Consider the following 24,318-nt stretch of genomic DNA (forward strand, 5'->3'; position numbering starts at 1 on the left):
ATCGGTGGTATGGCCCGACCCAGAGAGTTCGATCGCGATGACGCGTTGAACAAGGCCATGCGGTTGTTCTGGGAGCAAGGTTTCCATCAGACGACGATCAGTCAACTCACCGAAGCCATGGGCATCTCGCCGCCAAGCCTTTACGCCGCATTCGGCGACAAGAGGCGCCTGTTCAGCGATGCGGTCGAGTGTTACGAGTCTGGTCCCAACGCCGTTGCCCGGCGAGCGGTGACGGCGGCAACGGTGAACGAGGTCATCGATGCGATGATGGATCTCGCGGTCACCGAGTATTGCCGACCCGGCAACCCCAGGGGATGCATGGTTCTCTCTGACGTGGCGTGCGCGCCGCAGCGTGCGCAGTGCCGTGACACCATTGCGGTTCGGCTCCGAAAAGCGTTGAGGGAGGGCGACCTGCCGCAGGGGTCGGACCCGCGCGCGTTGGCAAACTACATCGTTGCGGTGTTGACCGGCCTGTCCGCTTTAGCGCGTGACGGCGCCAACCGTCGCCAGCTGAGGGCCGTTGCGGATGTCGCGCGTCACGGTTGGTCAGCTCAATTGGCCGTGGCGGGGCAAACCACTGTTATGTAGCGAACGATAATTAACTGCTGCGGGCGGCACAACAGCCGCACTCTCCGTTGGCCGACCAGGTGTGCGTCGGGCGCTCGAATGGTTGGATATCAATCGCTACATATCACGCAAACCACCAGCGCCCCATCGTGATTCGAACGCGGGCCCTGGCGTCTCAGCCCTTGGGTGTCACCGGCGCCGCGACGTGCACCAGCGGCTCGCCGGCGGCGGCCTTCATCCGTTCGAACAACTCGACGTAGTAGGGGAGGCATTGCTGCAGCGCCTCCTCGGTGGTGAACAGCGGCTGATAGCCCAGATCGCGCTGCGCCTTGTCGATCGAGAAGTAGTTGTCGAGGTAAAGCCGTTCCACCGCAAGCGGTTCCAGCAGCGGCTTGGGTGCGCCGAAGCGGAAATGCAGGAACTGCCACACCGTCATCGCGAACCACACGAGACGGCCCGGCACGCGCAGCCGGGGGTACGGCTGACCGCACGCCTCGACGACCGGTCGGGAGAACTCGAACATGTTGATCGGTTCGCCGTCATTGATGAAGTACGCCTGTCCGGGTGCGGTGCCGCCGGGGACCAGGTGCTCGGCGGCGAGGATGAACCCGTGCACCAGGTTGGCGATGTAGGAGTTATCGAGCTTGACGTTCTTGCTCCCGACCAGGACCTTCACGTGGCCGGCCAGCACGCTCTCGAAGACGCGCCGGAACATCGTCTGATCGCCGCGGCCCCAGATGCCGCTGGGCCGGATCGAGCACGTGAGCATGCCGTGGTCCCCGTTGGCGGCCAGCACGAACTTCTCGGCCGTCACCTTGGTCTCGGTGTAGAGGTCGTTGAACCGCGCGGTGTAGGGCAGCGTCTCGTCGCCGCCGGAGATGCGCTGGCCGCCCATCACCACGCTGTTGGACGCGGTGTAGACGAAGCGCTGGGTGCCGGCTTGTTGAGCCGCGCGCACCAGGTTCTGCGTGCCGGTGACGTTGACCGCGAAGCTGCGCTGCCGAAACTGCTCGCTCACCGCCCCGCCGCCCGTCAGATCGATGATCGCCGCGGTGTGGAACACCGTGTCGATGCCCTCGACCGCGCGGGCGACGTCGGCGGTGTCGGTGATGTCGCCCTCGAGGACCTCGAGCTGTGGGTGCTTAGGCAGGGAAGAGGGCACCCGGTCGAAGCTGCGCACCCGAAGTCCGCGGTCGAGCAGTTCGCTCACCAGGTTGGCCCCCACGAAGCCGGAGCCGCCGGTGACCAGGACCCGGCCCAGCTCGGTCGTCAACGATGCATCACCCATGGGGGCAGGGTAACTGAAACGTGTTCCAATTTTCTAGCATGGACCGCAGTGCGGTCCCGCGGTCACTCGCCGGAATCCTCGCTCGCGGCCAACGCGTCGGCCACTCTCTTGCGTGCGCCAGCTAAGTGCTCCTCGCAGCATTTCGCCAGCGCTTCGCCCCGTTCCCATAGTTTCAGCGATGCATCGAGATCGAGACCCCCATGCTCGAGCTGCTGCACGACCTCGATCAGCTCGTCGCGCGCCTCCTCGTAGCCGAGTTTGCTAATAGGCTTCATAACAGGTCCTCCGCCCCACCCTCGCCCTCGCTGATCGCCGTCACCGCGCCGTCGGCCACCCGCACGCGCAACCGTGTGCCCGCCGGAGCGTCGGCCGCCGACTGCAGCACGTGCGGTGCGCCGCTCGCCGGGACAGCCTGGACCACGGCGTAGCCTCGCGCCAGCGTGGCTGCCGGACCCAGTGTGCTCAGCCGTGCCGACAGGTGACCGATCCGGTCGGATTCGATGTCGAGCAGCCGGGCGATGTCGCGCCGGCCCGCTCGGCGCGCCCGGTGGATCTCGTCGGCGCGGGCGGCGATGGCATCCAGCGGCCGGGCCAGCACGGGACGGCTACGCAGTTGGCTCACCGTGTGCTGTTCGCGATTGACCCAGTTCCGCAGTGCCCGCGCGCTGCGCCGGCGCAGATCGGCCACCAACGCCAGCTCGGCCGTCGTGTCGGGCACGATGCGCTTGGCCGCATCGGTCGGCGTCGCGGCCCGCAGATCGGCCACGAGATCGCACAGCGGATTGTCGGGCTCGTGACCGATGGCGCTCACCACCGGCGTCGTGCACTTGGCGATCTCGCGGCACAGCGTCTCGTCGGAGAAGGGCAGCAGGTCCTCCACGCTGCCACCCCCGCGCGCGAGCACGATCACGTCGACCTCGGGGTGTGCGTCGAGCGCGCGCAGCGCTTCCACGATCTGGGGCACCGCGTTGGGGCCTTGCACCACGGTGTTGCGCACCTCGAAGCACACCGCCGGCCACCGAGCCGAGGCAACGGCCATGATGTCGTGCTCGGCCGCCGACGCCCGGCCGGTGATCAAGCCGATCGTGCCCGGCAGGAACGGGATCGGCCGCTTCAGCCGGGCGTCGAACAGGCCCTCGGCGTCGAGCAAGCGCCGCAGCCGATCGATGCGGGCCAGCAGCTCGCCGATCCCGACGGCACGGATCTCACTGACCCGCAGCGAGAACGTCCCGCGGCCGGTGTAGAAATTCGGCTTGCCGTAGACGATCACCTGAGTGCCGTCGGTCATCTTCACCGGCGCGTTGGTGACCAGGTCTCGCGGGCAGGTCAGCGACAGCGACATGTCGGCGGCGGGGTCCCGCAGCGTGATGAACGCGGTGTTCGAGTTCGGTCGCAGCGTCAGCTGGGCGATCTGTCCCTCGACCCAGACCGCGCCGAGCTTGTCGATCCAGCCCGCGACGCGGATCGCGACACCGCGGACGGGAAAGGGGTTCTCCGGTGACTGCCCGGGACTGGTCACTTCGCCGACGCGCGCGTGATCCTGTTGGCCAGCAGGGTCTGGAACGGGGCGCGCGCCTTCGTCGTCTCCTCATAGGCGAGCAGCGCTTCCAGGTCCGTGATCCGCAGCGAGGTCAGGCGCGCGCGCAGCTGAGCCAGCGTCAGATTCTGATAGTCGATCTCGGTGACGATCTCCGGTGCGTCGGTCGACGACGCTGACGAGGCAGGTGCCGTGGTGTTCGGGGTCTCCGGTTCCTCGCTGAACAGCGCGAAGCGACCCTCGGTGAGTCGTTCGCCGTCGCGCACCGGCAACGTGACCACATCGGCGTCCGACTCCTCGGCGGCCGGAATGTCCTCGTCGAAGGTCGCCCACTCGGGCTGCTCGTCCTTGGGCGGGAACATCGTGTCGAGCGTCTCGTCGCCCTTGATCACCAGAACTGCGACGTCCTGCTGCACCTTCATCACGATCTGGGCGATCTGACTCGCGATCGTCATCGGGTACATCAGGATGGTCTGCGGGAGCTTGCGGGTTTCCTCGATCGCGGTCACCGCTGCACCCACCAGCAGACGGACCCCGTACGGTGCAGTTGCCATGGCGACAGCCTACGGCTGGGCAGCGCGGGGAGCCGATCAGTACCCTGGACTCATGCCGTCGACTGTCAACATGGGGATTCCTGGCGCCAGCCGATCCGCGCTGGGCACCGCTGCGGGCGACGACGCGGGCAAGCGGGTCCTGCTGGCCGAGCCGCGCGGCTACTGCGCCGGCGTGGACCGCGCGGTCGAGACCGTCGAGCGCGCCCTCGAGAAGCACGGCGCACCGGTCTACGTCCGGCACGAGATCGTGCACAACCGCTATGTCGTCGACACGCTGGCAAAAGCCGGCGCGGTGTTCGTCGAGCAGACCGACGAGGTGCCCGAAGGCGCCATCGTGGTGTTCTCCGCCCACGGCGTCGCGCCCACGGTGCACGAGGAGGCGAAGGCCCGGAAACTGCAGACCATCGACGCCACGTGCCCGCTGGTCACCAAGGTGCACAACGAGGCCAAGCGGTTCGCCCGCGATGACTACGACATCCTGCTCGTCGGCCATGTCGGCCACGAGGAGGTCGTCGGCACCGCCGGAGAGGCCCCCGACCACGTCCAGGTCGTCGACAACCCCGATGCGGTCGAGGGCGTCACCGTCCGCGACCCCGACAAGGTGGTCTGGCTCTCCCAGACGACCCTGTCGGTCGACGAGACCATGGAGACCGTGCGTCGGCTGCGCGAGAAGTTCCCGACGCTGCAGGACCCGCCCAGCGACGACATCTGCTACGCCACCCAGAACCGCCAGGTCGCCGTCAAGGCGATGGCCCCTGAGTGCGACCTCGTCATCGTCGTCGGGTCGAAGAACTCGTCGAACTCGGTGCGCCTGGTCGAGGTCGCCCTGGGCGCCGGTGCAGCGGCCGCGCACCTGGTCGACTACGCCGAGGACATCGACCCGGCGTGGCTGGACGGGGTGACGACGGTGGGCGTGACGTCCGGTGCGTCGGTGCCCGAGATCCTCGTGCGCGGCGTGCTCGACAGGCTGGCCGAACACGGCTTCGGGACCGTGCAGCCGGTGACCACCGCGAACGAGACACTCGTGTTCGCTCTGCCCCGAGAGATCCGGCCGGCGCGCGCGTAGCGGGTACGTTCGGCACCCGTGGGTGTGCGCGGGAGATCATCGGCTGTCCTGTTCGTCGTCCTGCTCCTGCTGGCGGGTTGCAGCAGCGCTGAAGACCGGCTCCGGTCCACCGTCACGGCGTTCGCCGATGCCCTCAGCCGGGGTGACGCCGCCGCAGCAGCCGCGCTGACCACCGACCAGGCTGCGGCCACCACGACGCTGGACGCCCTGTTCGCGAGCCTGGGCAAGGACGTCCACGTCGGTGTCGCCCAGACGGCCGAGGACGACGGTGCAGGCACCTTCACGCTCGACACGACGTGGAAGTTCGGCCCGGACAAGAAGATCGAGTGGAAATACAGCGCCGACGGCCGGGCCGCGAGCGCGGGCGACGACTGGAAGATCCAGTGGGATGCCACCACGGTCGCGCCCGGTCTGGACAAGGGGCCGCTGTCGTTCAGCACGCTCGTCCCGCAACCCGCCGCTCGCGTCCTCGACCGCACCGGCGCCGAACTGCTCACCCAGCACGTCGTCACGCTGATCGATCTCGCGCCCGGAGCGGACGTCAATGCCGTTGCCGCACTGCTCAATCCGATCGCGCCGACGATCACCCCAGAATCGCTGGCCGGTGAGCTCGCCGGCGGCAAGCCCGTCACCGCGATCACGTTGCGCGAGGAGGATCTGGCGCCCATCGAGGCGCAGCTGACCGCGCTGCCGAACGTCACGCTGCGGCCGCAGACCCGGCTGCTCGCGACCGATCGCACGCTGACCTCACCCACGCTGTCGGGGCTCTCGGACCTCTGGCAGCAGCGCATGGATGCCGCGGACGGCTGGGCGGTGACGGCCCAGACCGCGGCGGGCGCGCAGCGCGTCGGCGGGCAGGACGCCAAACCCGTCGGCGACATTTCCGCCACCGTGGACATCGGGATGCAGCGCGCGGCAGAAGACGCGCTGGCACCGCTGCCGACACCCGCTGCACTGGTCGCGATCCAACCGTCGACCGGCAGTCTGCTCGCCGTCGCACAGAACGCTCCCGCCGACGCCCGGGGCCCGATCGCGCTCACCGGTTTGTATCCGCCCGGGTCCACGTTCAAGACCGTCACCGTGTCGGCCGCGTTGCAGGCCGGCCAGGTCACTCCTGACAGCGTCGTCGGCTGCCCGGGCACCGAGAACATCGAGGGCAGGCAGATCCCCAACGACGACGAATTCGATCTCGGCGAGGTGCCTCTGCACACCGCGTTCGCCAAGTCGTGCAACACCACGATGGGTCGCCTCGCGGTGAACCTGCCGCCCGATGCGCTCACCGACGCGGCCGCACAACTGGGCCTGGGTATCGACTTCACCGCGCCCGGGATGACCACCGTGACGGGTTCGGTACCGGTCGCCGACACCTCGGCGCTGCGTGTCGAGGAGGGCATCGGCCAGGGCGAGGTCACCGCGTCGCCGTTCGGGATGGCCCTGGTCGCCGCGACGCTGGCGCGGGGCTCGGTGCCGATGCCGAGCATCGTCGCCGGTCAACCGGCCACCGCCGACCGCATCCCGCAACCACTGCCCGCCGGCGTCGACGAGCAGGTCAAGGCCATGATGGCCGAGACCATCAGCGGGGGCACCGCCACCCAGCTGCAGGACATCCCCGGCATGCTCGGCAAGACGGGCACCGCCGAGTACGTCGGTGCCGACGGGGTGCAACGTGCGCACGGGTGGTTCGTCGGCATCCACGACGACCTCGCGCTCGCGGTGTTCGTCAGCGACGCAGAATCCTCGACACCTGCGGTCGACGCCGCGGGCCGGTTCCTCCGGACCACGATGTCCTAGATGTCGTACTCCCAGCGATCGGCCCCGACGTCGCGGGACGGCCGCCGCCGCGGCCGGTACTCCTGGTCGTCGGCATGAGTATCGGAGTCGCTGCCGCGGTACCGCACCCGGGACACCGGGTGGTGGGTGCTGCTCTCACGTGGCTCGTAGTCGTCATAGCGCGGCCGTCGGGTCGGGCGGTCGTAGCCGCCGAGGCGCTCGCCGGGCGGCATGCGCGATTCGCGCGTCGACGACGGGCGGGGCCGACGCCTCGGTTCGGCCGGGGGCACCTCGTCCGGGCGGGGGCGGCGGCGGCGCGGCCGGTCGAGATCGACGACCGGTTCGATGATCTCGGTGGGCGCCGGGGGCCGGGCGTGCCGTGAACGCGACGGGGCGGCACGCCTGGTGGGCCGTTCGGCGCGCGCACGAGCCTTCGCGGCGTCTCTCGGCCGCTCGGTGCGCTTGGCCGCGGTGTGGCGCCGGCGGGGCTCCTTCGGCTTCTTGTCCGCGGGCTCGGCGTCGTCGGTCCCGGTGCCTCGGGTGACGAAGCCGGACAGCTTGGCCGACACCGAGCTGCTGTGGCCGTTCGGTGCGGCGCCGAGGTAGCGGCGCGCGATCCCGACGACGAGAACGGCCGCAGAGGTGAAGAACATCAGCGGGAAACGTTCGATGAGCGGGTAACCGCAGTTGATCAGGAGGTCCTTGATGCCCTTGATCTCACTGGAGTGCATCAGGAAGTAGGCGCCCGGCACCGTGACGAACAGCAGCAGCGGCGGCTGGATGACGGCGGTGAACAGGCCCTGACGGCGGACGGCCAGCACCGCTGTGAGACAGCCCATGACGTAGAGCACCGAGAACACGGTCGTCAACGCGCCACCGCCGGAGCCAGCGTCGATGGCGAAGCCGGCCGTGCAGGCGGCCACGGCGATCAGAATGGCGCCCCACCAGGGCACTCCCGCGATACCGGGGTGCGCGGAGCGGAGGTCGGCTGGTATCGCCGCGCGCGCACTTTGTCCTGACACACGTCGACCGTACCGGCTGGGGTGACCGCACGCCGCCAGCGGACGCCTGCGTGGCGGTGACATCTGGCAGACTGTGGACTCCGTGGGCTTGAATCTGGGAATCGTCGGACTGCCGAACGTGGGCAAATCGACCTTGTTCAACGCGCTGACGCGCAACGACGTGCTTGCCGCCAACTATCCGTTCGCGACGATCGAACCGAACGAGGGTGTGGTGGCGCTTCCGGACCCCCGTCTGGACAAGCTCGCCGAGATGTTCGGTTCGGAGAAGACCGTGCCGGCGCCGGTGACGTTCGTCGACATCGCCGGCATCGTCAAGGGCGCCTCCGAGGGCGCGGGACTGGGCAACAAATTCTTGGCCAACATCCGGGAGAGCGACGCAATCTGCCAGGTGGTCCGCGTGTTCGCCGACGACGACGTCGTACACGTCGACGGTCGCGTCGACCCGAAGTCCGACATCGAGATCATCGAGACCGAGTTGATCCTGGCCGACATGCAGACGTTGGAGCGCGCACTGCCGCGGCTGGAGAAGGAAGCGCGCACGAACAAGGATCGGCGGCCGGTGCACGAGGCGGCGCTGGCTGCCCAAGAAGTGCTCAACGGCGGCACGACGCTGTTCGCCGCCGGTGCCGACGTGTCGCTGCTGCGCGAGCTGAACCTGATGACGTCGAAGCCCTTCTTGTACGTGTTCAACGCCGACGAGTCGGTGCTGACCGACGCCGCACGCGTGGCGGAGCTGCGTGAGCTGGTGGCTCCGGCGGACGCGGTGTTCCTCGACGCCAAGATCGAGGCGGAACTGCAGGAGCTCGACGAGGAGTCGGCCGCCGAGCTGCTCGAGTCGATCGGCCAGACCGAGCGCGGCCTGGATGCGTTGGCGCGCGCCGGGTTTCACACCCTGAAATTGCAGACCTACCTGACCGCGGGGCCGAAAGAGGCGCGCGCGTGGACGATTCATCAAGGCGACACCGCGCCGAAGGCGGCCGGGGTGATCCACTCCGACTTCGAGAAGGGCTTCATCAAGGCCGAGATCGTGTCCTTCGACGATCTGGTGGCCGCTGGTTCGATGGCCGCGGCGAAGGCCGCGGGCAAGGTCCGCATGGAGGGCAAGGATTACGTGATGGCCGATGGCGACGTGGTGGAGTTCCGCTTCAACGTGTGAGAAGTGATGTGATGGCTGAGGGCGACTTGCTCACGACATACCGTGCCTACCTGGGGTGCTTGAACGCCCGACGGTGGGACGAACTCGGACGATTCGTCTCGGAGGCCGTCGTGCACAACGGGATTCGGCTAGGGCTCAGCGGCTATCGCGCGATGTTGGACAGTGACACCCGAGCGGCGCCGGACCTGCAGTTCGTGCCGGAGATCTTGATTGCCGACGGTCAGGTCGTATCCTGCCGGCTGTTCTTCCAGTGCACCCCACGCGACGTCTTCTTGGGTTTCGAACCGTCGGGTGGGCGAGTGTCGTTCGCCGAGCACGCCTTCTACAGGTTCGACAACGGTCGGATAGCCGAGGTGTGGTCGGTGATCGACAAGGAAGCCGTCCGCGGGCAGATCGCTCGAGAGCAGTAGCGCTCACGGCGAGTTGGTGACGTGCTTCATCCTGGGCAGCGAAAGCAGTTCCTAGGCTGACCGTATGCGCTTGCAGTTGTCGTCCTTCATCGATCCGAGCCTGCTCGCATTGGTCGACGAGTCTCGTGCGTTCTACGCTCGCCGGCCGCCCGGGCGCGGTCCGGCGACGTTCGACGAGCTTCATGCCGTCCGCGCCGCCGTGCCGATGTCGGTCGAAAGTGAACCCACCCCCGCCGTCGAGAGCGTGAGCGCCGGTGGGCGACGCGTGCCCGTCCGAATTCACACTCCGGTGAATCGGGCTGTCGCGGGCGTGCTGCTGGAGATCCACGCCGGCGGCTTCTATCTCGGCTCGGCCGCGGCCAGTGACATTCGGAATCGCCGTCTCGTCGACGCTTTGGGAGTTGCGGTGATCAGCGTCGACTATCGGCTGGCACCTGAACATCCCTGGCCTGCAGCGCCAGACGATTGCGAGACCGCTGCGATGTGGCTGGCGGAGAACGCCGAAGCGCGGTTCGGGACGACGCGGCTCGCCATGACGGGACTCTCCGCGGGGGCCACACTCGTGGCGGCGGTACTCGTGCGCCTCCGCGATCGCGGGGTTCACGCATTCGGCGCCGCTGTGGTGCAATGCGGCACCTACGATCTCTCCGCGCACACACCGGCAGGTCGTCTCATCGCTGATGAGTACTTCATCAGGGCATTCGCAGGTGATGCGCCGGATCGAACGGTGCCCGACATCTCGCCTGTCTTCGCGAATCTCGAGAGGCTTCCGCCGTTCCTGATCGTCATCGGCGCGGAGGACGTGCTGCTGGAGGACAATTTCGCCATGGCGGCGCGACTCCTGGCGGCGGGCGTCGAAGTCGATCTGCGGGTGTATCCCGCATCGCCGCATGCGTTCACAGCGCACGCGACCTCGATGGCACGTGCGGCTGGGGCCGGAATCGAAGGATGGCTTCGAGACCGCATCCGGATCGGGGTATGACCCGGCATCGCCACGGCGCGACGACTACGTGTGATTCGCCGGCGACGTGACGGGCGACACCGCCCGATCCAACTGGTTGATGGGCATCATGTCGGTCGCGCAGCGCGCGCTCGCGGGGCTGGCTCACCACTCGGCGAACCGAGCGGATCCGCAGGCCGGGTCGTGAGTTGCCTCCTCGATCGCGAGAAACGCGCGCACGTGGCAGCGACGGTGTCGGTGGCCCGGTCTACCGTCACCCTCTGTGAAGCTCCTGTCCATTCGTCTCATCACCGCTGACGTGCCGCGCCTCGTCTCGTTCTATGAGCTGGTCACCACCGCATCGGCGATCTGGGGCAACGAACTGTTCGCCGAGATCCCCACACCGGTCGGCACGCTGGCGATCGGCAGTGACAAGACCGTGCCGTTGTTCGGTGAAGGCTCTGCCGAGCCTGCGGCCAACCGCAGCGCGATCATCGAGTTCCTCGTGGCCGACGTCGATGCCGAATATGCCCGTCTCCGAGAACAACTGGACGATGTGGTGACCGAACCGACGACGATGCCGTGGGGCAACCGGGCGCTGCTGTTCCGCGACCCGGACGACAACCTGGTGAACCTGTTCACGCCGGTGACGGACGACGCACGCGCCAAGTTCGGGGTGTGAGTCAGTCGTACACCACGTCCAGCCCGCGGGCCTTCAAGTCGGCCAGCCCATCGAGCATGCTCTGGACTTGATCGGCCGAATGCCCGACCCAGTCGATGATCTCGCCGATGACGCGCACCGGTGCGCGGGTGCGGTAGGACAGCGTCGGATTGCCCGGCATGCGCTTGTCGGTCACGTTGGGGTCGTCCTCGAGGGGGCCTGTCGGCTCGACGACGTAGATGCGGCCCCTGCCGTCACCGGCAGCCAACTCCGCCCCCCACGTCGCCGCGTCCAGCGTGCGGGTCACGTAGATGTGGTTCGCCCGTCGGTTGGGGTCATGATTCATCGATCGACCCGGCACCAGCAGATCGCCCACCGCGAGGTCGGCCTTCGTGCCGTGGAGAAGCGCGCCAGAGTCGTGTGGCACAAAGGGTTTGGGTGATTCAGGCATCGCAGTCTCCGTTCGCGGGGTGATCCGGTTCGGAGCAGTCTGCGGCATCACAGGGGTCTTGCGGCAAGCCCCCTGCCGTGCGACAGTCTGAGAAGGGAACGCGTGATTCAGCGCGGGGTGAGCCTCATGATCGGGATCTGACGTCCGCTGTCGGCAGTCCGCTCCCGGTAGTCGTCGTAGCCCGCGTACACCTTCTCGGCCAACGCGAACAGCCGGGCGTATTCGTCCGGGTCGGTGACCTCGGTCGCGGTGAACGGCTCGTCGCCGAACTCGCAGTCCGGATGCGCCGTCAGGTTGAAATACCAGGACGGATGGCGCCGCTTCCCGTAGTTGGAGGCGACCAGGATGACGTCGGAACCGTCGTGGAAGTACGTGAGCTGCGTCTGCCGCCGCTGACCGGATTTCGCCCCGGTGGAGACCAGCGGAGCATTGATGATGGGCCCCATGTTCACCCGCCCGCCGGTCAGACGGAACAGGTAGGGATCGGTGCGCCGCGCGACATGGCGGGCGAAGAACTGGCCGACCGGAGAGCGTCCGAACCGCACCCCGCGCTGGTAGGAGCGCCCCCGCTTGCGGTGCGGGTCGACATAGCGAAGCGGCATACCGGGAAAGCTACCTCAGCGCCGTGACGGCACTCGACCGCGCCGGGGCGTGACTCGCCCCCGTACGCTGCGCTGCAACTGGCTGACGGCCACCAGCGTGACAAGGGAGACGGCCTGACGGGCGAGCGCAGGACGCCGTGTGCGCTGGCGCCAGCTCGGCCGCGGCGATGCCGCGCGGCGGCCCAGGTAGAAGCCCAACAGACCCGTGGCCGCCATCATCGACAACACGACAACGGCGGCCACGGTGTTCAGCTTTCCCGACCGCGATCGCAGTCAGGTCACAGCGGGGCTACGGCTGAGAAATCAGCCCGCGTAGCCGATGAACAGTCCGTTCCACCAGATGCCCCACGAGTTGCTGCCGGGATTCCACACCAGTGGCTGGGGGTCGCGGATGCCGAGGTCGATCCAGTTCGCGGGCCGCCACACCGGCGGAAGGCCGACACGCACGGGATCGCCCCAGTGTCCGGGCGGGCCGGCGAGCGGACCCGGGCCCTTGGCCACCAGCCCCGGCGGGCCGAACGGGTTGTGGCCCGGCGGGTCGCCCGGGAGCCAGATGTCGTCGTGACCGTGGCCCGGCTTGGCCTGGGCAACTCCAGCTCCGATGCCGAATGCGGCCGAACTGAGCGCTGCAGCCGCCACAGCACCGGCGGCGATCTTCTTGAACTGCATGAACCCTCCTCAGAGTCGCTGTCAGGAACGCAACGACCCCCCGATCGATTTCTCAGCGTAGCCACAGAATTCTTTCGATAAACCGGGGCGCGGCCGCAACGAGTTCCGACGTTCCGTCAGGGTTCAGCGTCGAGCAGGCCAAGGCTGTTTCCCGCCTTGTTTGTGAACCACAACACATGTGGGTCGGGTCCCGGCTTGATGTCGAACGGTCCGCGGATGTCCGGCGAACCGAGGAACGACCAGGCGCGGGGATCCGAGGCCCGGTCCGGTGCGACGCTCGCGATGCGGTCCGCGGCGGTGTCCACGAGCCACAGCCGGCCATCTGTCCCGGTGCAGATTCCGTCCGGCTCGACGAGCTCACCGTGGGTCAAGAGGCGCATGGTGCCGATGGGGTTCGTCGGTTCGAACGAGATCAGTCCGGCCGGCCCGCGGGTGGTCAACCACAGTGTGCCGTCGTCACCCTGCGTCCACGCCCGCGGTGTCGCCGGAAGCGGTGCGACCGTCGTCACCTTTTCGGTGCGCGGGTCGCAGGTGCCCAGCGATCTCGCATTGACCCACCACGGCTGTCCCGCGGTCGTCACGAACAGCGCAGCCGGGGCCGCGATGCCGTTGCCGGTGACGAGGCGCACCGTCGCCGCGGGGTCGTCCGCGCAGGGATCGACCGAACCGATGGCGTCGATGCCGCGCAGTGAGAACCACAGCCGACCGTCGGGGGCTGACTTCAGCGCCACCGGGCGACTGCCCGCCGGCAGGGGATAGGGCGTGATCGTTTGTGCCGGATCGGAGCTGCGGGGGTCGATGGCCACCAGCGCGTCGGAGCCGAGGCTGGTGAACCACACACGGCCGTCGGCGGCCGGGAAGATGTTGGCGGGGAAGCGGATGACGCCCGGCTCGGCGCCGAACAGCTCGACCTGCCCGTCGCGCACGCGACCGATCCGGTCGTCGCCGATGTTGGTGAACCAGACCTCGCCGTGGGCGGCGATGATGCCCGAAGGTGCGTTGAGCCCCGGGTGGTGCACGGCGGTGATCGGGGACATGCCGATCGGGTCAGCCGGCCCGGTATTCGACGACGCGGTCCCGGCTCTGCAGTGCCTCACCCTCGATGACGACGAGTTCGGTGTCGGTGAGCCGGTAGGTGGTGGTGTCGTTGCGTGCTTCGAACCCGGCCGGAATCAGCCGGACGTCGTCGAGGCGCAGTGACGCCCCGTCACGCAGCCGCACGCCGCGGTAGAGATATCTGTTCCCCTCGCGGCAGACCGCGACGGCTGCGCGTTCGGTGCGGGCGACGGCGACAGCGCGTTGGTCGGAGTCGCACCGGGCCGCCGAGTCGACGAAACCCTGACTGTCCATCGGCATCGTCGCGGGCGCGTCCGCCGGCGCGGCCGGCGCCGCCGGTGCCACCGGTGCCACCGGCGAAGACTGGGGCGCCGGTGCAGGCGCGACGGGTGCGGCCAGCCGCGCCGAGCTCGTATCCGACTGCGCCGGTATGGAGTGCACCTCCAGCGTGGACGGGGCGCGGGAGGTCAGCAGAAGCGCGACGACGATCGCGAGCGTGCCGAGTGAGGCGACGACGATGGACACTGCCCGACCGCGCGAGCGTGCGCGCGGCGCGTCGTCAGCGTCGTGGGACGGCTGGGTGGTGACGGTCATGCCTGACACTCCCTTGTCTCGCGGTGCCTGCGAACAGCAAAGCACCGCAGGCGCGCGCACGCCCGTAGCCGCTCCGGCGTTTCACCGACGTGTTCAGGGCAGAACCGCGATCTCGTCACCGAGTCGGTACCCGTGGGCGAGCGGTAGAACGTCGCCGCTCCAGAACGATCCCGGATCGAACCAGTTCGCATGTTTCTCGGTGACGAGTAGGCCCATCTCCTCATAGGTGATCGCCACGGTCTCCGCGCAGTAGGCGGTCTCCAAACCCGTCTGCGTGCGCTGCGCCTTGCGCTTCTCGGCCGCTCGGCGAACAGCGCTGTGCAACAACGGGATTCCACGGGTGAAATCGCTGACGGTGGGAACCCGCCCGCGGAGCCAGCGCCCCGTGAGGCGCGCCGTCGAGGGAAACGGGGTGCCGTCCATGCGGGCGATCACGGTGAGCATGCGGTCCTCTTGCGCCCGGTCGGCGTGCGGCGTGAGCTGACGCAGCCAGCAGCGCTGACCGTAGGCGGTCGTCCAGCGATGCACCGCTGCCCGCAGATCGTTGAGTTGCACCCCGCGATGGTGCGTGCCCGTCCACAGGTCGAGGAGCTTGTCACCGAGCTCTGCATGCCAGATCAGCGGCGGCAGATCGTCGAGCGCCACGGTCATCCCGACGTGATTGACGGGACTGTTGGTCATCGACTGGATCGCCCGGTCGGGGCCGGACTGGCCGCGGAACAACCAGATGTCGCCGGTGCGCGTCTCCTCGAGTGCGCGCTCCAGGGACACCGTGCTTGGAAACATCCCCGCAGCTTAGGCAGACTGACGGGTATGCGGGGACTCTGGAAGTGGGTCGGGCTGGCCGGGGCGGCCGGTGTGGTCGCCGGTGGTGTGCTGGTCGCTCGCGACCAGCGACGGCGAAACTCCTACACCCCCGACGATATTCGCGCGCGGCTGCATCAGCGCCTGGCGCAGGCGGGACAACCCGACGTCACGCCGTGACCTCGTACAGCGTGTGGGTGCCGGAGAAGCCTTTCAACTCGGTCTCGTGGCTCGCGTCGATGACCAGGTCGTCGCAGTCGTCGAGCGCGTCGCGCACCGCCGAACTGACCAGTATCTGACCACCGTCGGCCTGCGCGGCGACCCGCGCCGCCATCGCCACGTTACGGCCGAACACGTCGTCGCCGCGTAGCACGGACTTCCCCGTGTGGATACCGATGCGTACCCGAATACCGTTGCGCCGCTTGGACAGTGCGTCTTGAATGTCCACAGCGCAGCGAACCGCCTGTTCGGCACGGGCGAACGCGACCATGAACCCGTCGCCCTGGCTCTTCACCACGTGGCCGTCATGGTGCTCGACGTGGCGGCGCACGGCACGGTCGTGTCTGCCGATCAACCGCACGAAGGCCCGGTCGCCGATGCGTTCGTTGAGCGCGGTCGACTCCTCGATGTCGGAGAACATGATCGCGAGTCGTCCGTTGCGGGACAGGCGGGCGAGGTCGGGTCGTTCCACTTCGGCCCAGTCCGCGAGGTCCTCGATGGAGGAGCGCACCGCCGCGCCGAGCCCGTCGCGGCGCAGGATGTTCGCCGTCTGCCACACCGTTTTGACGGCCCGGGTGCCGCCCGAGACCAGCAATTGCCGGGTGTCGAGACGGCCCCGCAATTCGTCTGCTTCGGCTTCAGCGGCCCGCACCCGCCGCCACAGCACCGCGATGCCGACCGCCTCGCCCACGGCGACGACGGCGAGGGCCAGCGCGAGGATCTGCATCCCGGTCACCGGTCCAGTATTGGATGCTGGGAGCGTGAACTGCTCGCAGGCCCCCTGTTACGAGAGTCGCTGGCTGCGCGCCACCAGCGGGGACGGCGCCCGCGCGATCTGGCTGCGGGAGACGCTGCTGCGGGCGTCGACAGGTGCAGCGAGCGCCGATGTGTGGGTGATGGTGTTCGACCCCGCCGGACATCGGGCTCATCGAGAGTCGTTTCCGATCGACAGCGCTGTCTTCGCGGATGACCCGTGGACCGCGCGGATCGGGCCGAACAGTCTCACCGACACGGCCGCCGTCGGTGGTGTTCCGGGGCGCGCGCGCTGGGATCTGACGGTCCGGCCCGGCGGGGAACCCGCGGTGCGGGTGCTCTCCGACCGGGCCTATCAGGCGCGGTTCCCGCCGGCCAAGACTCTCGTGCGGCATCCCCGGGCGCAGGTGGACGGGCGACTCGAGATCGACGGTCTGACCGTCGAGGTCGACGGGTGGGTGGGCAGCGTCAACCACAATTGGGGCAGCCGGCACACCGCTGCCTACGCATACGGGCAGGTGTGCGCGTTCGACGACTCGCCCGGCACCACCCTCGAGATCGTCACGGCGCGGGCCGCGGTGGGTCCGGTGCTCCTGCCCGCCGTCACCCTCTTCGTGCTGCGCCACGCCGGCATGGAGTTCGCTGTGCGCACGGTCGTGGGCAGCCTGCAGACTCACGGCCGCTATGAGCCGTTCACGTGGAGCTTCGGGGCGCGAGTGGGCGAGCAGACGATCGAAGGGGAGATCGCCGCCGCCACCCATGACGTGATCGGCCTGACCTACACCGACACCGGTGGCGCCGAGAAGTACTGCTACAACTCCGCGCTGGCCACGTGTCGACTCCAGGTGGCCGGCATCTCGGTTCCGCGGACCGAATTGACCAGTTCTGCAGCGATGTTCGAGATCCTCGGCGCCGACCGGGTGGCGGGTGTGCCGCTGCTGGTGTGAGAGTCAGCGCAGCACGAACGAGACCACGGCGTCGGTGAAGGCGTCGTTGTCGTCGCCGGCAGCCGTATGCCCCGCGCCGGAGAGTTCGACGAACTCGGCGCCGGGCACCTTCTGCAGGAAATCGGCGACCGCCTCCTCGCTGACCACGTCGGACAGCTTGCCGCGGATCAACAGGATGGGGATCGTCAGCTCGACGGCGGCCTGCTCGAGCTGCTCGACCCGCAGGAACGGATCGTCATGCGGCGCAGTGAGAAACGCCGGATCCCAGTGCCAGTACCAGCGCCCGTTGCGGTGCCGGAGGTTCTTCTTCAGCCCCTCGGGGTTCTGCGGACGGGTCCGGTGCGGCAGATAGGCGGCGACCGCGTCGGCCGCGTCGGAGAGGGAGTCGAACCCGTGGACATGGCTGAACATGAAGTCGCGGATGCGGGCGCTACCGTCCTTCTCGTAGCGCGGCACCACGTCGACGAGCACCAGACCGGTGACCCGCTGCGGTCCGGCGTCCCGTGCGGCCTGGATTCCGGTCAGGCCGCCCATGCTCGCGCCGATGAGCACCGTCGGCCGCCCGATCTGGTCCAGCACGGCCACGGTGTCGGCGGACAGCGCGTCGACGCTGTAGCGGGCATCCGGGGAGCGGTCGCTGTCGCCGTGGCCGCGGCTGTCCAGCGCCACCACGTGCAACCCGCGGGAGGCCAGGATCTGTCCGGTGTTCTTCCAGGACCAGCGGTTCTGCCCACCGCCGTGCAGCATCAGCACCGACGGACGCTCGCTGTCGGCGTCGCCGGTGACCGGCGGCCGGTTCCACTCGTCGGCGACCAACCTCAGGCCGTCAGCGCCGATGAAGGTCGCGATCGTCGCATCGCTGCTGGTCATCGTCCACCGCGTCCTCTCGCCGGTCCCCGCCAGCTGAGGTTACCCAGCACACCGATTGCGCCGATCTCGGGTCCCGACAGACCACGTTCCCTAATATTTTCGCTTGTGCAAATTGAGGCGGGCTCCGACGACGAACGGCGGTGCATCATCGAGGCCGCCCACCACTGCCTGTCCGATCCGCACCGAGAGCCGGTCACGATGTCGGCGATCCTGCATTCCGCCGGCCTCTCGAGCCGGGCCTTCTACCGCCATTTCCGGTCGAAAGACGATCTCTTCCTCGCCCTGTTGCAGCAGGGCGCCGACGAGATCGCAGCCCGGGTGGACCGGGTGGCCGCCGCAGGAACCGGCAGCCCCGCCGACCAGTTGGCAGCGTGGATCGGAGAGATCTTCGATCTCCTGGTGGACCCACGCCGGCGAAGGCAGATGGCGGTCATCGACTCCGAGGAGGTCCGGTCCGCGGTCGGGTACCGGGAGCTGCGGGAGCGGTCGCACGCCATCAGAGAGGGCTCTCTGGCCCAGATCCTGCGTCGCGGGCGTGCCACCGGAGCCTTCCCGCTGACCGACCCCGACCACGACGCGGTCGCGATCAGCGCGTTGGTGAGCCGGGTCCTGTCAAACGTCGCGCCGCAGGACGTGCAGGCGGTCAAGCTGGCCGAGTCCCGGCTCCTCGACTTCGCCCTGCGCGCCGTCGGCGCGGTGCCCCGTGAGTGAGCACGGCCGCCGGTGGCGGACTCGTGTTGGCGCACCACATTTTGGTGATATACGGTCTCCCAGCGTCCTCACAGATGTACCGTCACCCACACACCGGGGGTTGGTCAGTCGGAGGCTGTGGCGGTGAACTGTTCGCGAGGAAGGACCGGTTGAATGGTCGCTTCCGACGTCATCGGCAAGCCCGTACGCGCGTTCGGCGGGTTCTTCTCGATGGCCCTCGACACGTTCGTCGCGCTGTTCCAGCCACCGTTCGCCTGGCGCGAGTTCATCGCCCAGTCATGGTTTGTCGCGCGGGTGTCGATCCTGCCGACGCTGCTGCTCACCATCCCCTACACCGTGCTGCTGACGTTCATCACGACGATCCTGCTGACCGAGATCGGTGCCGCGGACTTCTCCGGAACCGGTGCCGCACTGGGCACGGTGCGCCAGATCGGGCCGATCGTCACGGTTCTGGTGGTCGCCGGCGCAGGCGCCACCGCGATGTGCGCCGACCTGGGGGCCCGCACCATTCGTGAGGAACTCGACGCGCTACGGGTGATGGGTATCAATCCCATTCAGGCCCTTGTGGTTCCCCGCGTGCTGGCCGCGATGGTCGTCTCGCTGGCGCTGTCGGCGACGGTGATCCTCGTCGGCCTCTCGGGCGCATACTTCTTCGTCGTCTACATCCAGCACGTCTCGCCCGGCGCATTCGCGGCGGGCCTGACACTGCTCATCGGCACCACCGACGTGATCATCGCGTTGACCAAGGCGGCGCTGTTCGGGCTCTCCGCCGGTCTGATCGCTTGCTACAAAGGCATTTCCGTGCGTGGCGGCCCCGCCGGGGTCGGCAACGCCGTCAACGAGACCGTCGTGTTCACCTTCATGGCGCTGTTCGCGATCAACATCGTCGCGACGGCTGTAGCGATCAAGATCACCGCATGACCGTCTCGCGGCCCCATTCCCAGTTCCCGTGGCTCAAGGCCCGGTTCCGCAGCGTGGCCGGACCGTGGAACGACATCGGTACGCAGACCAAGTTCTACGGTCGCACCCTGCGCTCGGTCGGGTACGTCTTCACTCACTACAGCGTCGAACTGATCCGCATCATCGCCGCGATGGGCCTGGGCGCAGGAGCGCTCATCGTCATCGGCGGCACCGTGGCGATCGTCGGGTTCCTGACGGTGACCACCGGCGCGCTGGTGGCGGTGCAGGGCTACAGCGACTTCTCCACCATCGGTGTCGAGGCGCTGACAGGTTTCGTCTCGGCCTACTTCAACGTCCGCCTCATCGCGCCCGCCACCACCGCGATCGCGCTGTCGGCCACCATCGGCGCCGGCGCCACCGCCCAGCTGGGCGCGATGCGGATCAACGAGGAGATCGACGCGCTGGAGGTGATGGGCATCCGCAGCATCGCCTTCCTCGCCTCGAGCAGGGTGATCGCAGGATTGCTCGTCGTGATCCCGCTGTACTGCGTGGGCGTGCTGATGGCGTTCTGGGCGGCGCGATTCGGCACCACCGTGATCTACGGCCAGTCCACCGGCGTCTACGACCACTACTTCAAGACTTTCCTCAACCCCACCGACCTGATGTGGTCATTCGGCCAGTGCATCGTGCTGTCGGTGATCATCATGCTCGTGCACACCTACTACGGCTACACCGCGCGCGGCGGACCGGCCGGGGTGGGGGAGGCCGTCGGGCGAGCGGTGCGGACGTCGCTGATCGTGTCGGCATCGGTGTTGGTCCTCCTCTCGCTCGCCGTCTACGGCCAGTCCGGCAACTTCAATCTGGCGGGCTGACATGGATTCACACGACGAGGGCCTGCATCCGGCGTGGTACACGCTGATCCTGCTCGTGGTGGTGGCCGTCGTTCTCTGGCTGACGTATTCGTTGTTCTTCGGCACCTTCACCTCCCACGAGACGGTCACGGTCACATCGGACCGCGCCGGGCTGGTGATGGAGACCAACTCGAAGGTCAAGCTGCGCGGGGTGCAGGTCGGCCGCGTCTCGGCGATCGAAGGCGGCAGTGAGCCGGTGGCGCTGCAGCTCGAGATCGACAAGGACAAGATCGGGTTCATCCCCGGCAACGTCGAGGCGCAGATCCGGGCCACCACGGTGTTCGGCGCCAAGTACGTCGACCTGATCTATCCCAGTGACCCGCAGGGAAAGCTGGAGGCCGGCCAGGTGATCCGGTCACGCAACGTCACCGTCGAGGCCAACACCGTCTTCCAGAACGTCGTCGCGATCATCGACCGGGTCGACGTGGCGAAGCTCAACAGCACGTTGTCCGCGCTCGCCGACGGGGTGCGCGGGCTGGGCCCGCAGATCGGCGAAGCCACCACCGCCGCCAACGAGGTTCTGCTGCAACTGAATCCGCGCAACGAGACGATCGCCGAGGACTGGCGCACGTTGCGCCGGTTCAACGACACCTACGGCGCAGCGGCGGGTGACATCGTGACCACGCTCGACGCGCTCAGCACCACCAGCACGACGATCGCCAACCGTGCCACGCAGCTCGACACGCTGCTGATGTCCACGATCGGGCTGTCCAACAGCGGCATCAGTCTCCTGGCGCCCAACCAGGCCAACCTGGTCAAGGCCATCAACGTGCTGCGGCCCACCACCGACCTGCTCTTCAAATACAGCCCGGAATACACCTGCCTGCTCACGGGCGCCAAGACGCTGCTCGACACCGGCGGGTACGAGGCACCGGGCGGTAACGGCCGCAGCCTTATTCTCGACGTCGGCCTGTCCCTGGGCGACGATCCGTACCACTACCCGGACAACCTTCCGATCATCGGCGCCAAGGGCGGCCCGGGCGGCAAACCCTCCTGCGGCTCGCTGCCCGACGTCGCCAAGAACTGGCCGGTGCGAAACCTGGTGACCAACACCGGCTTCGGTACCGGGATCGACTGGCGGCCCAACCCCGGGATCGGGTTCCCGGGCTATGCCAACTATCTGCCGACCACCCGCGCCGTGCCCGAACCGCCGAGCATCCGCAACCTGTTCGGTGGACCGGCCATCGGACCCGTCCCGTATCCCGGCGCCCCCGCCTACGGTGCGGATCTGTACGCCCCTGACGGCAGCCCGCTGTGGCCGGGACTGCCGCCGGCCCCACCGCCGGGTGCGCCGCGGGAACCGGGACCCACGCCCGGGTCCGAACCGTTCATCGTCGCCAATCCTGCGCAGATGCAACCCACCCCGCTGCCGCCGGTGCCGCTGCCGCGTGAGGCCGCCCCGTCACCATGATCACCATCGAGACGCCGACCACCAACGAACCGACACGAAGAGGTGTACCGCCATGGCAGGCCTGACGACGAGGATCCGGCATGACGCATGGCGTCTTGCCGTGTTCCTGGCCGTATGCCTGCTGGGTGTGTTCGGGTTGTTCGCGGTCTTCGGCCAGATGCGCTTCGGTGAGAAGACGCACACCTACCGTGCGGAGTTCATCAACGTCAGCGGGCTCGAGGAGGGTGACTTCGTCCGCATCGCCGGAGTGGAGGTCGGACGCGTCGACAAGGTCGCCATCGAACCGGACACGACCGCGATGGTGGAATTCACGGCCGACGATTCGGTCGTGCTCACCGAGGGCAGCCGCGCGGTGATCCGGTACGACGACCTGATCGGCGGACGCTTCCTGTCCCTGCAGGAAGGCGCCGGGAGCACCGCCACGCTGAAGCCGGGTGACACGATCCCGATGGCCCGCACGGCTCCGGCGCTCGACCTCGACGCCTTGATCGGCGGTTTCCGGCCGCTGTTCCGGGCGCTCGATCCCGAACAGGTGAATGCGCTGTCCGGGCAACTGATCTCGGCGCTGCAGGGCCAGGGCGGCACCATCAACTCGTTCCTGGGTCAGACCGCCGCACTGACGTCCACCCTGGCCGACCGGGATCAGCTGATCGGGCAGGTGATCACGAACCTCGACGTGGTGCTCGGGTCGCTGGGGGATCAGAGCGACCAGTTCGCCAAGGCGGTCGACGGGTTGTCCGGACTGGTGGAAACACTCAAAGATCGTCGACAGGACATCACCACCGGGTTGGCCTACACGAACGCGGCGGCGTCGAGCATCGCCGACCTGCTGGCGCAGTCCCGGGAGCCGTTCAGCAAGACCGTGCGCGAAACCGACCGTGCCGCAGGCATCGTCGTGGCCGACAACGAGTACTTCGACAATCTGCTCAACACGCTGCCCGACGCCTATCAGGCGCTGGCACGGCAGGGCATCTACGGTGACTTCTTCAGCTTCTACCTCTGCGACATCGTGCTCAAGCTCAACGGCAACGGCGGCCAACCCGTGTACGTCAAGGTGGCCGGCCAGTCCACGGGGAGGTGCGCGCCGAGGTGAAATCGTTCAGTGAACGCAATCAGTTGATCATCGGCTCGGTCGGGCTGCTGGTGACCATCGGCGTGGTCCTGGGCTCGCTGAACTACACCAAATTGCCGTTCTTCCACGGCAACGAGTACTCGGCCTTCTTCGCCGACGCCGGCGGGCTGACCACCGGCCAGGACGTGTTGGTGTCGGGCTTCAAGGTCGGCACCGTCACCGCGATCGATCTGGACCAGTCGCGCGCACGCATCGCGTTCACCGTCGACAAGAACATCCGGCTCGGGGACCGCACCGAGGCGGCGATCAAGACCAAGGGACTCCTCGGCACCAAACTGCTCGAGGTCACCTCCCGCGGCGACGGCCGGCTCGACAGCCCGATTCCCTTGGAGCGCACCACCTCCCCGTACCAGCTGCCCGACGCGCTCGGCGACCTGGCGTCGACGATCAGCGGCCTGAACACCGACCAACTGTCCGAGTCCCTGCGGGTGCTGTCCGCCACGTTCGCCGACACCCCGCCGCAGCTGCGTGTGGCCATCGACGGCGTCGCCCGGTTCTCCCAGACCCTCGACGAGCGGGACGCCCAGTTGCGCAACCTTCTCGGGAACGCGGACAAGGCGACGACGGTGCTGGCGCAGCGCAGCGATCAGATCGTCGGTCTGGTCAACAACAGCAACGCGCTGCTGACCGAACTACGCACCCAGAGCGCGGCGCTGGATCAGATCTCCGGCAGCATCTCTACGCTGAGCGAGCAGCTGCTCGGCTTCATCAACGACAACCGCGCGATCCTCAAACCGTCGCTGGACAAACTCAACGGCGTGCTGACGATGATCGACAACCGCAAGGAGCGACTGCAGAAGTCGCTACACCTGCTCCAGCAGTACTCGATGTCGCTGGGCGAGTCGGTGTCGTCGGGCCCGTTCTTCAAAACCTATGTGGCCAACCTGTTGCCGGGTCAGTTCGTGCAACCGTTCGTCGACGCCGCGTTCTCCGACCTGGGCTTGGACCCGAACGTGCTGCTGCCGTCGGAGCGCACCGATCCGCAGGTCGGTCAGCCGGGCACGCCGGCGCTCCCGGTGCCCTACCCGCGGACCGGCCAGGGTGGTGAACCGCGCCTGACCATCCCGGACGCCATCACCGGCAACCCCGGCGACCAGGGCTGCGGACCGCCCGGCCTGCCCCTGCCCGGACCCACCGGCTGCTACCCCTACCGTGAGCCGCTGCCGGCGCCGCCGCCCGGCGGTCCGCCGCCCGGCCCGCCGGCCGAGGCGCCGCCGAACCTGCAGTCGGTCCCCGGACCCACGCCGCTGCCGCAGTACGTGCCCGCGCCGGGCGAGATCCCGCCCGCCGCACCCACGGACGGAGGAGGTCAGTGAC

The 24,318-nt window shown here is 68.1% G+C and carries 29 protein-coding genes; 15 read left to right on the forward strand and 14 right to left on the reverse strand.

Features of this window, described 5'->3' with window-relative positions:
- Positions 1-9: 9 nt before the first annotated feature.
- Positions 10-588 (forward strand): TetR/AcrR family transcriptional regulator, encoded by a 579-nt coding sequence (locus MHN84_RS24005; protein ID WP_241207027.1) that lies wholly within the window; start codon positions 10-12, stop codon positions 586-588.
- A 154-nt stretch (positions 589-742) separates the two neighbouring features.
- On the opposite strand, the gene MHN84_RS24010 is transcribed toward MHN84_RS24005, so the two are convergent.
- The 4 genes from MHN84_RS24010 to MHN84_RS24025 all read right to left on the reverse strand — a co-directional run bounded on the left by MHN84_RS24010 (position 743) and on the right by MHN84_RS24025 (position 3,946).
- Positions 743-1,855, reverse strand: a complete 1,113-nt coding sequence (locus MHN84_RS24010; RefSeq protein WP_241207028.1) for an NAD-dependent epimerase/dehydratase family protein — start codon at positions 1,853-1,855, stop codon at positions 743-745.
- A gap of 62 nt (positions 1,856-1,917) precedes the next feature.
- Positions 1,918-2,130 (reverse strand): exodeoxyribonuclease VII small subunit, encoded by a 213-nt coding sequence (locus tag MHN84_RS24015; protein WP_241207029.1) that lies wholly within the window; start codon positions 2,128-2,130, stop codon positions 1,918-1,920.
- A complete protein-coding gene (xseA, locus tag MHN84_RS24020) occupies positions 2,127-3,374 on the reverse strand; it encodes an exodeoxyribonuclease VII large subunit (protein ID WP_241207030.1) in 1,248 nt (415 codons plus the stop codon). Before xseA ends, MHN84_RS24015 begins: the two co-directional genes overlap by 4 nt.
- A complete protein-coding gene (locus MHN84_RS24025) occupies positions 3,371-3,946 on the reverse strand; it encodes a lipid droplet-associated protein (protein WP_241207031.1) in 576 nt (191 codons plus the stop codon). The genes xseA and MHN84_RS24025 overlap by 4 nt, the downstream gene beginning before the upstream one ends.
- 52 nt (positions 3,947-3,998) lie before the next feature.
- Here MHN84_RS24025 and MHN84_RS24030 point away from each other — a divergent pair, with 52 nt between their 5' ends.
- Both MHN84_RS24030 and MHN84_RS24035 read left to right on the forward strand, forming a co-directional pair.
- On the forward strand, positions 3,999-5,012 hold the full coding sequence (locus MHN84_RS24030; protein ID WP_241207032.1) for a 4-hydroxy-3-methylbut-2-enyl diphosphate reductase: 1,014 nt from the start codon (positions 3,999-4,001) through the stop codon (positions 5,010-5,012).
- Between the two features lie 18 nt (positions 5,013-5,030).
- Complete coding sequence (locus MHN84_RS24035) at positions 5,031-6,803, forward strand: penicillin-binding transpeptidase domain-containing protein (RefSeq protein WP_374238415.1); 1,773 nt, start codon at positions 5,031-5,033, stop codon at positions 6,801-6,803.
- Here the strand turns inward: MHN84_RS24035 and MHN84_RS24040 are convergent.
- Positions 6,800-7,804 carry a DUF6542 domain-containing protein gene (locus MHN84_RS24040; protein WP_241207033.1) on the reverse strand — a complete coding sequence of 335 codons (1,005 nt, stop codon included), beginning with the start codon at positions 7,802-7,804 and terminating at the stop codon, positions 6,800-6,802. The two genes, MHN84_RS24035 and MHN84_RS24040, sit on opposite strands and share 4 nt — an antisense overlap.
- An 82-nt stretch (positions 7,805-7,886) precedes the next feature.
- Between MHN84_RS24040 and ychF the strand changes: the two genes are divergently transcribed.
- From ychF to MHN84_RS24060, 4 genes are all read left to right on the forward strand, one after another.
- Complete coding sequence (gene ychF, locus MHN84_RS24045; protein WP_241207034.1) at positions 7,887-8,960, forward strand: redox-regulated ATPase YchF; 1,074 nt, start codon at positions 7,887-7,889, stop codon at positions 8,958-8,960.
- 11 nt (positions 8,961-8,971) lie between these two features.
- Entirely contained in the window at positions 8,972-9,370 is a 399-nt protein-coding gene (locus MHN84_RS24050; RefSeq protein WP_241207035.1) for an ester cyclase, read from the forward strand.
- Positions 9,371-9,434: 64 nt separating this feature from the next.
- Entirely contained in the window at positions 9,435-10,352 is a 918-nt protein-coding gene (locus MHN84_RS24055; protein ID WP_241207036.1) for an alpha/beta hydrolase, read from the forward strand.
- 241 nt (positions 10,353-10,593) lie between these two features.
- Positions 10,594-10,992, forward strand: coding sequence for a VOC family protein (locus MHN84_RS24060; RefSeq protein WP_241207037.1), 399 nt, complete (start codon positions 10,594-10,596; stop codon positions 10,990-10,992).
- A 1-nt stretch (position 10,993) separates the two neighbouring features.
- Here the strand turns inward: MHN84_RS24060 and arr are convergent, their stop codons facing one another.
- The 7 genes from arr to MHN84_RS24095 form a co-directional block, all read right to left on the reverse strand.
- The gene (arr, locus tag MHN84_RS24065; RefSeq protein WP_241207038.1) at positions 10,994-11,422 is read right to left on the reverse strand and encodes an NAD(+)--rifampin ADP-ribosyltransferase; all 429 of its coding nucleotides are present in this window, start codon (positions 11,420-11,422) and stop codon (positions 10,994-10,996) included.
- A gap of 107 nt (positions 11,423-11,529) precedes the next feature.
- Positions 11,530-12,024 carry a nitroreductase/quinone reductase family protein gene (locus MHN84_RS24070; protein ID WP_241207039.1) on the reverse strand — a complete coding sequence of 165 codons (495 nt, stop codon included), beginning with the start codon at positions 12,022-12,024 and terminating at the stop codon, positions 11,530-11,532.
- 15 nt (positions 12,025-12,039) lie between these two features.
- Positions 12,040-12,267, reverse strand: a complete 228-nt coding sequence (locus MHN84_RS24075) for a hypothetical protein (RefSeq protein ID WP_241207040.1) — start codon at positions 12,265-12,267, stop codon at positions 12,040-12,042.
- A 60-nt stretch (positions 12,268-12,327) separates the two neighbouring features.
- Positions 12,328-12,693, reverse strand: coding sequence for a hypothetical protein (locus tag MHN84_RS24080; protein WP_241207041.1), 366 nt, complete (start codon positions 12,691-12,693; stop codon positions 12,328-12,330).
- A gap of 116 nt (positions 12,694-12,809) precedes the next feature.
- Positions 12,810-13,730: a hypothetical protein gene (locus tag MHN84_RS24085; RefSeq protein WP_241207042.1), complete on the reverse strand. Its 921-nt coding sequence runs from the start codon at positions 13,728-13,730 to the stop codon at positions 12,810-12,812.
- Positions 13,731-13,740: 10 nt separating this feature from the next.
- Positions 13,741-14,343 (reverse strand): hypothetical protein, encoded by a 603-nt coding sequence (locus MHN84_RS24090; RefSeq protein WP_241207043.1) that lies wholly within the window; start codon positions 14,341-14,343, stop codon positions 13,741-13,743.
- Positions 14,344-14,436: 93 nt separating this feature from the next.
- A complete protein-coding gene (locus MHN84_RS24095; protein ID WP_241207107.1) occupies positions 14,437-15,114 on the reverse strand; it encodes a guanylate cyclase in 678 nt (225 codons plus the stop codon).
- 42 nt (positions 15,115-15,156) lie between these two features.
- Here MHN84_RS24095 and MHN84_RS24100 point away from each other — a divergent pair, with 42 nt between their 5' ends.
- Positions 15,157-15,327 (forward strand): hypothetical protein, encoded by a 171-nt coding sequence (locus MHN84_RS24100; protein ID WP_221356581.1) that lies wholly within the window; start codon positions 15,157-15,159, stop codon positions 15,325-15,327.
- On the opposite strand, the gene MHN84_RS24105 is transcribed toward MHN84_RS24100, so the two are convergent.
- A complete protein-coding gene (locus MHN84_RS24105; protein ID WP_241207108.1) occupies positions 15,317-16,093 on the reverse strand; it encodes an adenylate/guanylate cyclase domain-containing protein in 777 nt (258 codons plus the stop codon). The genes MHN84_RS24100 and MHN84_RS24105 overlap by 11 nt on opposite strands.
- A gap of 34 nt (positions 16,094-16,127) precedes the next feature.
- On the opposite strand from MHN84_RS24105, the gene MHN84_RS24110 reads away from it, so the two are divergent.
- Positions 16,128-17,066, forward strand: a complete 939-nt coding sequence (locus MHN84_RS24110; RefSeq protein ID WP_241207044.1) for a hypothetical protein — start codon at positions 16,128-16,130, stop codon at positions 17,064-17,066.
- A 3-nt stretch (positions 17,067-17,069) separates the two neighbouring features.
- Here MHN84_RS24110 and MHN84_RS24115 read toward each other — a convergent pair whose 3' ends face one another.
- A complete protein-coding gene (locus tag MHN84_RS24115; RefSeq protein WP_241207045.1) occupies positions 17,070-17,936 on the reverse strand; it encodes an alpha/beta fold hydrolase in 867 nt (288 codons plus the stop codon).
- 105 nt (positions 17,937-18,041) lie between these two features.
- On the opposite strand from MHN84_RS24115, the gene MHN84_RS24120 reads away from it, so the two are divergent.
- From MHN84_RS24120 to MHN84_RS24145, 6 genes are all read left to right on the forward strand, one after another.
- On the forward strand, positions 18,042-18,647 hold the full coding sequence (locus tag MHN84_RS24120; RefSeq protein WP_241207046.1) for a TetR/AcrR family transcriptional regulator: 606 nt from the start codon (positions 18,042-18,044) through the stop codon (positions 18,645-18,647).
- 153 nt (positions 18,648-18,800) lie between these two features.
- Positions 18,801-19,568 carry an ABC transporter permease gene (locus MHN84_RS24125; RefSeq protein WP_221356585.1) on the forward strand — a complete coding sequence of 256 codons (768 nt, stop codon included), beginning with the start codon at positions 18,801-18,803 and terminating at the stop codon, positions 19,566-19,568.
- Complete coding sequence (locus tag MHN84_RS24130; RefSeq protein ID WP_241207047.1) at positions 19,565-20,419, forward strand: ABC transporter permease; 855 nt, start codon at positions 19,565-19,567, stop codon at positions 20,417-20,419. The genes MHN84_RS24125 and MHN84_RS24130 overlap by 4 nt, the downstream gene beginning before the upstream one ends.
- Before the next feature lies 1 nt (position 20,420).
- On the forward strand, positions 20,421-21,869 hold the full coding sequence (locus tag MHN84_RS24135) for an MCE family protein (RefSeq protein ID WP_241207048.1): 1,449 nt from the start codon (positions 20,421-20,423) through the stop codon (positions 21,867-21,869).
- Positions 21,870-21,921: 52 nt separating this feature from the next.
- Positions 21,922-22,962, forward strand: a complete 1,041-nt coding sequence (locus tag MHN84_RS24140; protein ID WP_374238416.1) for a virulence factor Mce family protein — start codon at positions 21,922-21,924, stop codon at positions 22,960-22,962.
- Complete coding sequence (locus tag MHN84_RS24145; protein ID WP_241207049.1) at positions 22,959-24,317, forward strand: MCE family protein; 1,359 nt, start codon at positions 22,959-22,961, stop codon at positions 24,315-24,317. The genes MHN84_RS24140 and MHN84_RS24145 overlap by 4 nt, the downstream gene beginning before the upstream one ends.
- Position 24,318 lies beyond the last annotated feature (1 nt).

This window comes from Mycobacterium sp. PSTR-4-N (genome assembly GCF_022348085.1).
GTDB lineage: Bacteria > Actinomycetota > Actinomycetes > Mycobacteriales > Mycobacteriaceae > Mycobacterium.

What these genes read in the sequence shown, in the direction of transcription:
- MHN84_RS24005 (WP_241207027.1), top strand. Translation starts at nt 10, where the DNA reads ATGGCCCGACCCAGAGAGTTCGATCGCGATGACGCGTTGAACAAGGCC.
- MHN84_RS24010 (WP_241207028.1), bottom strand. Translation starts at nt 1,855, where the DNA reads ATGGGTGATGCATCGTTGACGACCGAGCTGGGCCGGGTCCTGGTCACC.
- MHN84_RS24015 (WP_241207029.1), bottom strand. Translation starts at nt 2,130, where the DNA reads ATGAAGCCTATTAGCAAACTCGGCTACGAGGAGGCGCGCGACGAGCTG.
- MHN84_RS24025 (WP_241207031.1), bottom strand. Translation starts at nt 3,946, where the DNA reads ATGGCAACTGCACCGTACGGGGTCCGTCTGCTGGTGGGTGCAGCGGTG.
- MHN84_RS24030 (WP_241207032.1), top strand. Translation starts at nt 3,999, where the DNA reads ATGCCGTCGACTGTCAACATGGGGATTCCTGGCGCCAGCCGATCCGCG.
- MHN84_RS24050 (WP_241207035.1), top strand. Translation starts at nt 8,972, where the DNA reads ATGGCTGAGGGCGACTTGCTCACGACATACCGTGCCTACCTGGGGTGC.
- MHN84_RS24055 (WP_241207036.1), top strand. Translation starts at nt 9,435, where the DNA reads ATGCGCTTGCAGTTGTCGTCCTTCATCGATCCGAGCCTGCTCGCATTG.
- arr (WP_241207038.1), bottom strand. Translation starts at nt 11,422, where the DNA reads ATGCCTGAATCACCCAAACCCTTTGTGCCACACGACTCTGGCGCGCTT.
- MHN84_RS24070 (WP_241207039.1), bottom strand. Translation starts at nt 12,024, where the DNA reads ATGCCGCTTCGCTATGTCGACCCGCACCGCAAGCGGGGGCGCTCCTAC.
- MHN84_RS24080 (WP_241207041.1), bottom strand. Translation starts at nt 12,693, where the DNA reads ATGCAGTTCAAGAAGATCGCCGCCGGTGCTGTGGCGGCTGCAGCGCTC.
- MHN84_RS24085 (WP_241207042.1), bottom strand. Translation starts at nt 13,730, where the DNA reads ATGTCCCCGATCACCGCCGTGCACCACCCGGGGCTCAACGCACCTTCG.
- MHN84_RS24090 (WP_241207043.1), bottom strand. Translation starts at nt 14,343, where the DNA reads ATGACCGTCACCACCCAGCCGTCCCACGACGCTGACGACGCGCCGCGC.
- MHN84_RS24100 (WP_221356581.1), top strand. Translation starts at nt 15,157, where the DNA reads ATGCGGGGACTCTGGAAGTGGGTCGGGCTGGCCGGGGCGGCCGGTGTG.
- MHN84_RS24105 (WP_241207108.1), bottom strand. Translation starts at nt 16,093, where the DNA reads ATGCAGATCCTCGCGCTGGCCCTCGCCGTCGTCGCCGTGGGCGAGGCG.
- MHN84_RS24115 (WP_241207045.1), bottom strand. Translation starts at nt 17,936, where the DNA reads ATGACCAGCAGCGATGCGACGATCGCGACCTTCATCGGCGCTGACGGC.
- MHN84_RS24125 (WP_221356585.1), top strand. Translation starts at nt 18,801, where the DNA reads ATGGTCGCTTCCGACGTCATCGGCAAGCCCGTACGCGCGTTCGGCGGG.
- MHN84_RS24130 (WP_241207047.1), top strand. Translation starts at nt 19,565, where the DNA reads ATGACCGTCTCGCGGCCCCATTCCCAGTTCCCGTGGCTCAAGGCCCGG.
- MHN84_RS24135 (WP_241207048.1), top strand. Translation starts at nt 20,421, where the DNA reads ATGGATTCACACGACGAGGGCCTGCATCCGGCGTGGTACACGCTGATC.
- MHN84_RS24140 (WP_374238416.1), top strand. Translation starts at nt 21,922, where the DNA reads ATGGCAGGCCTGACGACGAGGATCCGGCATGACGCATGGCGTCTTGCC.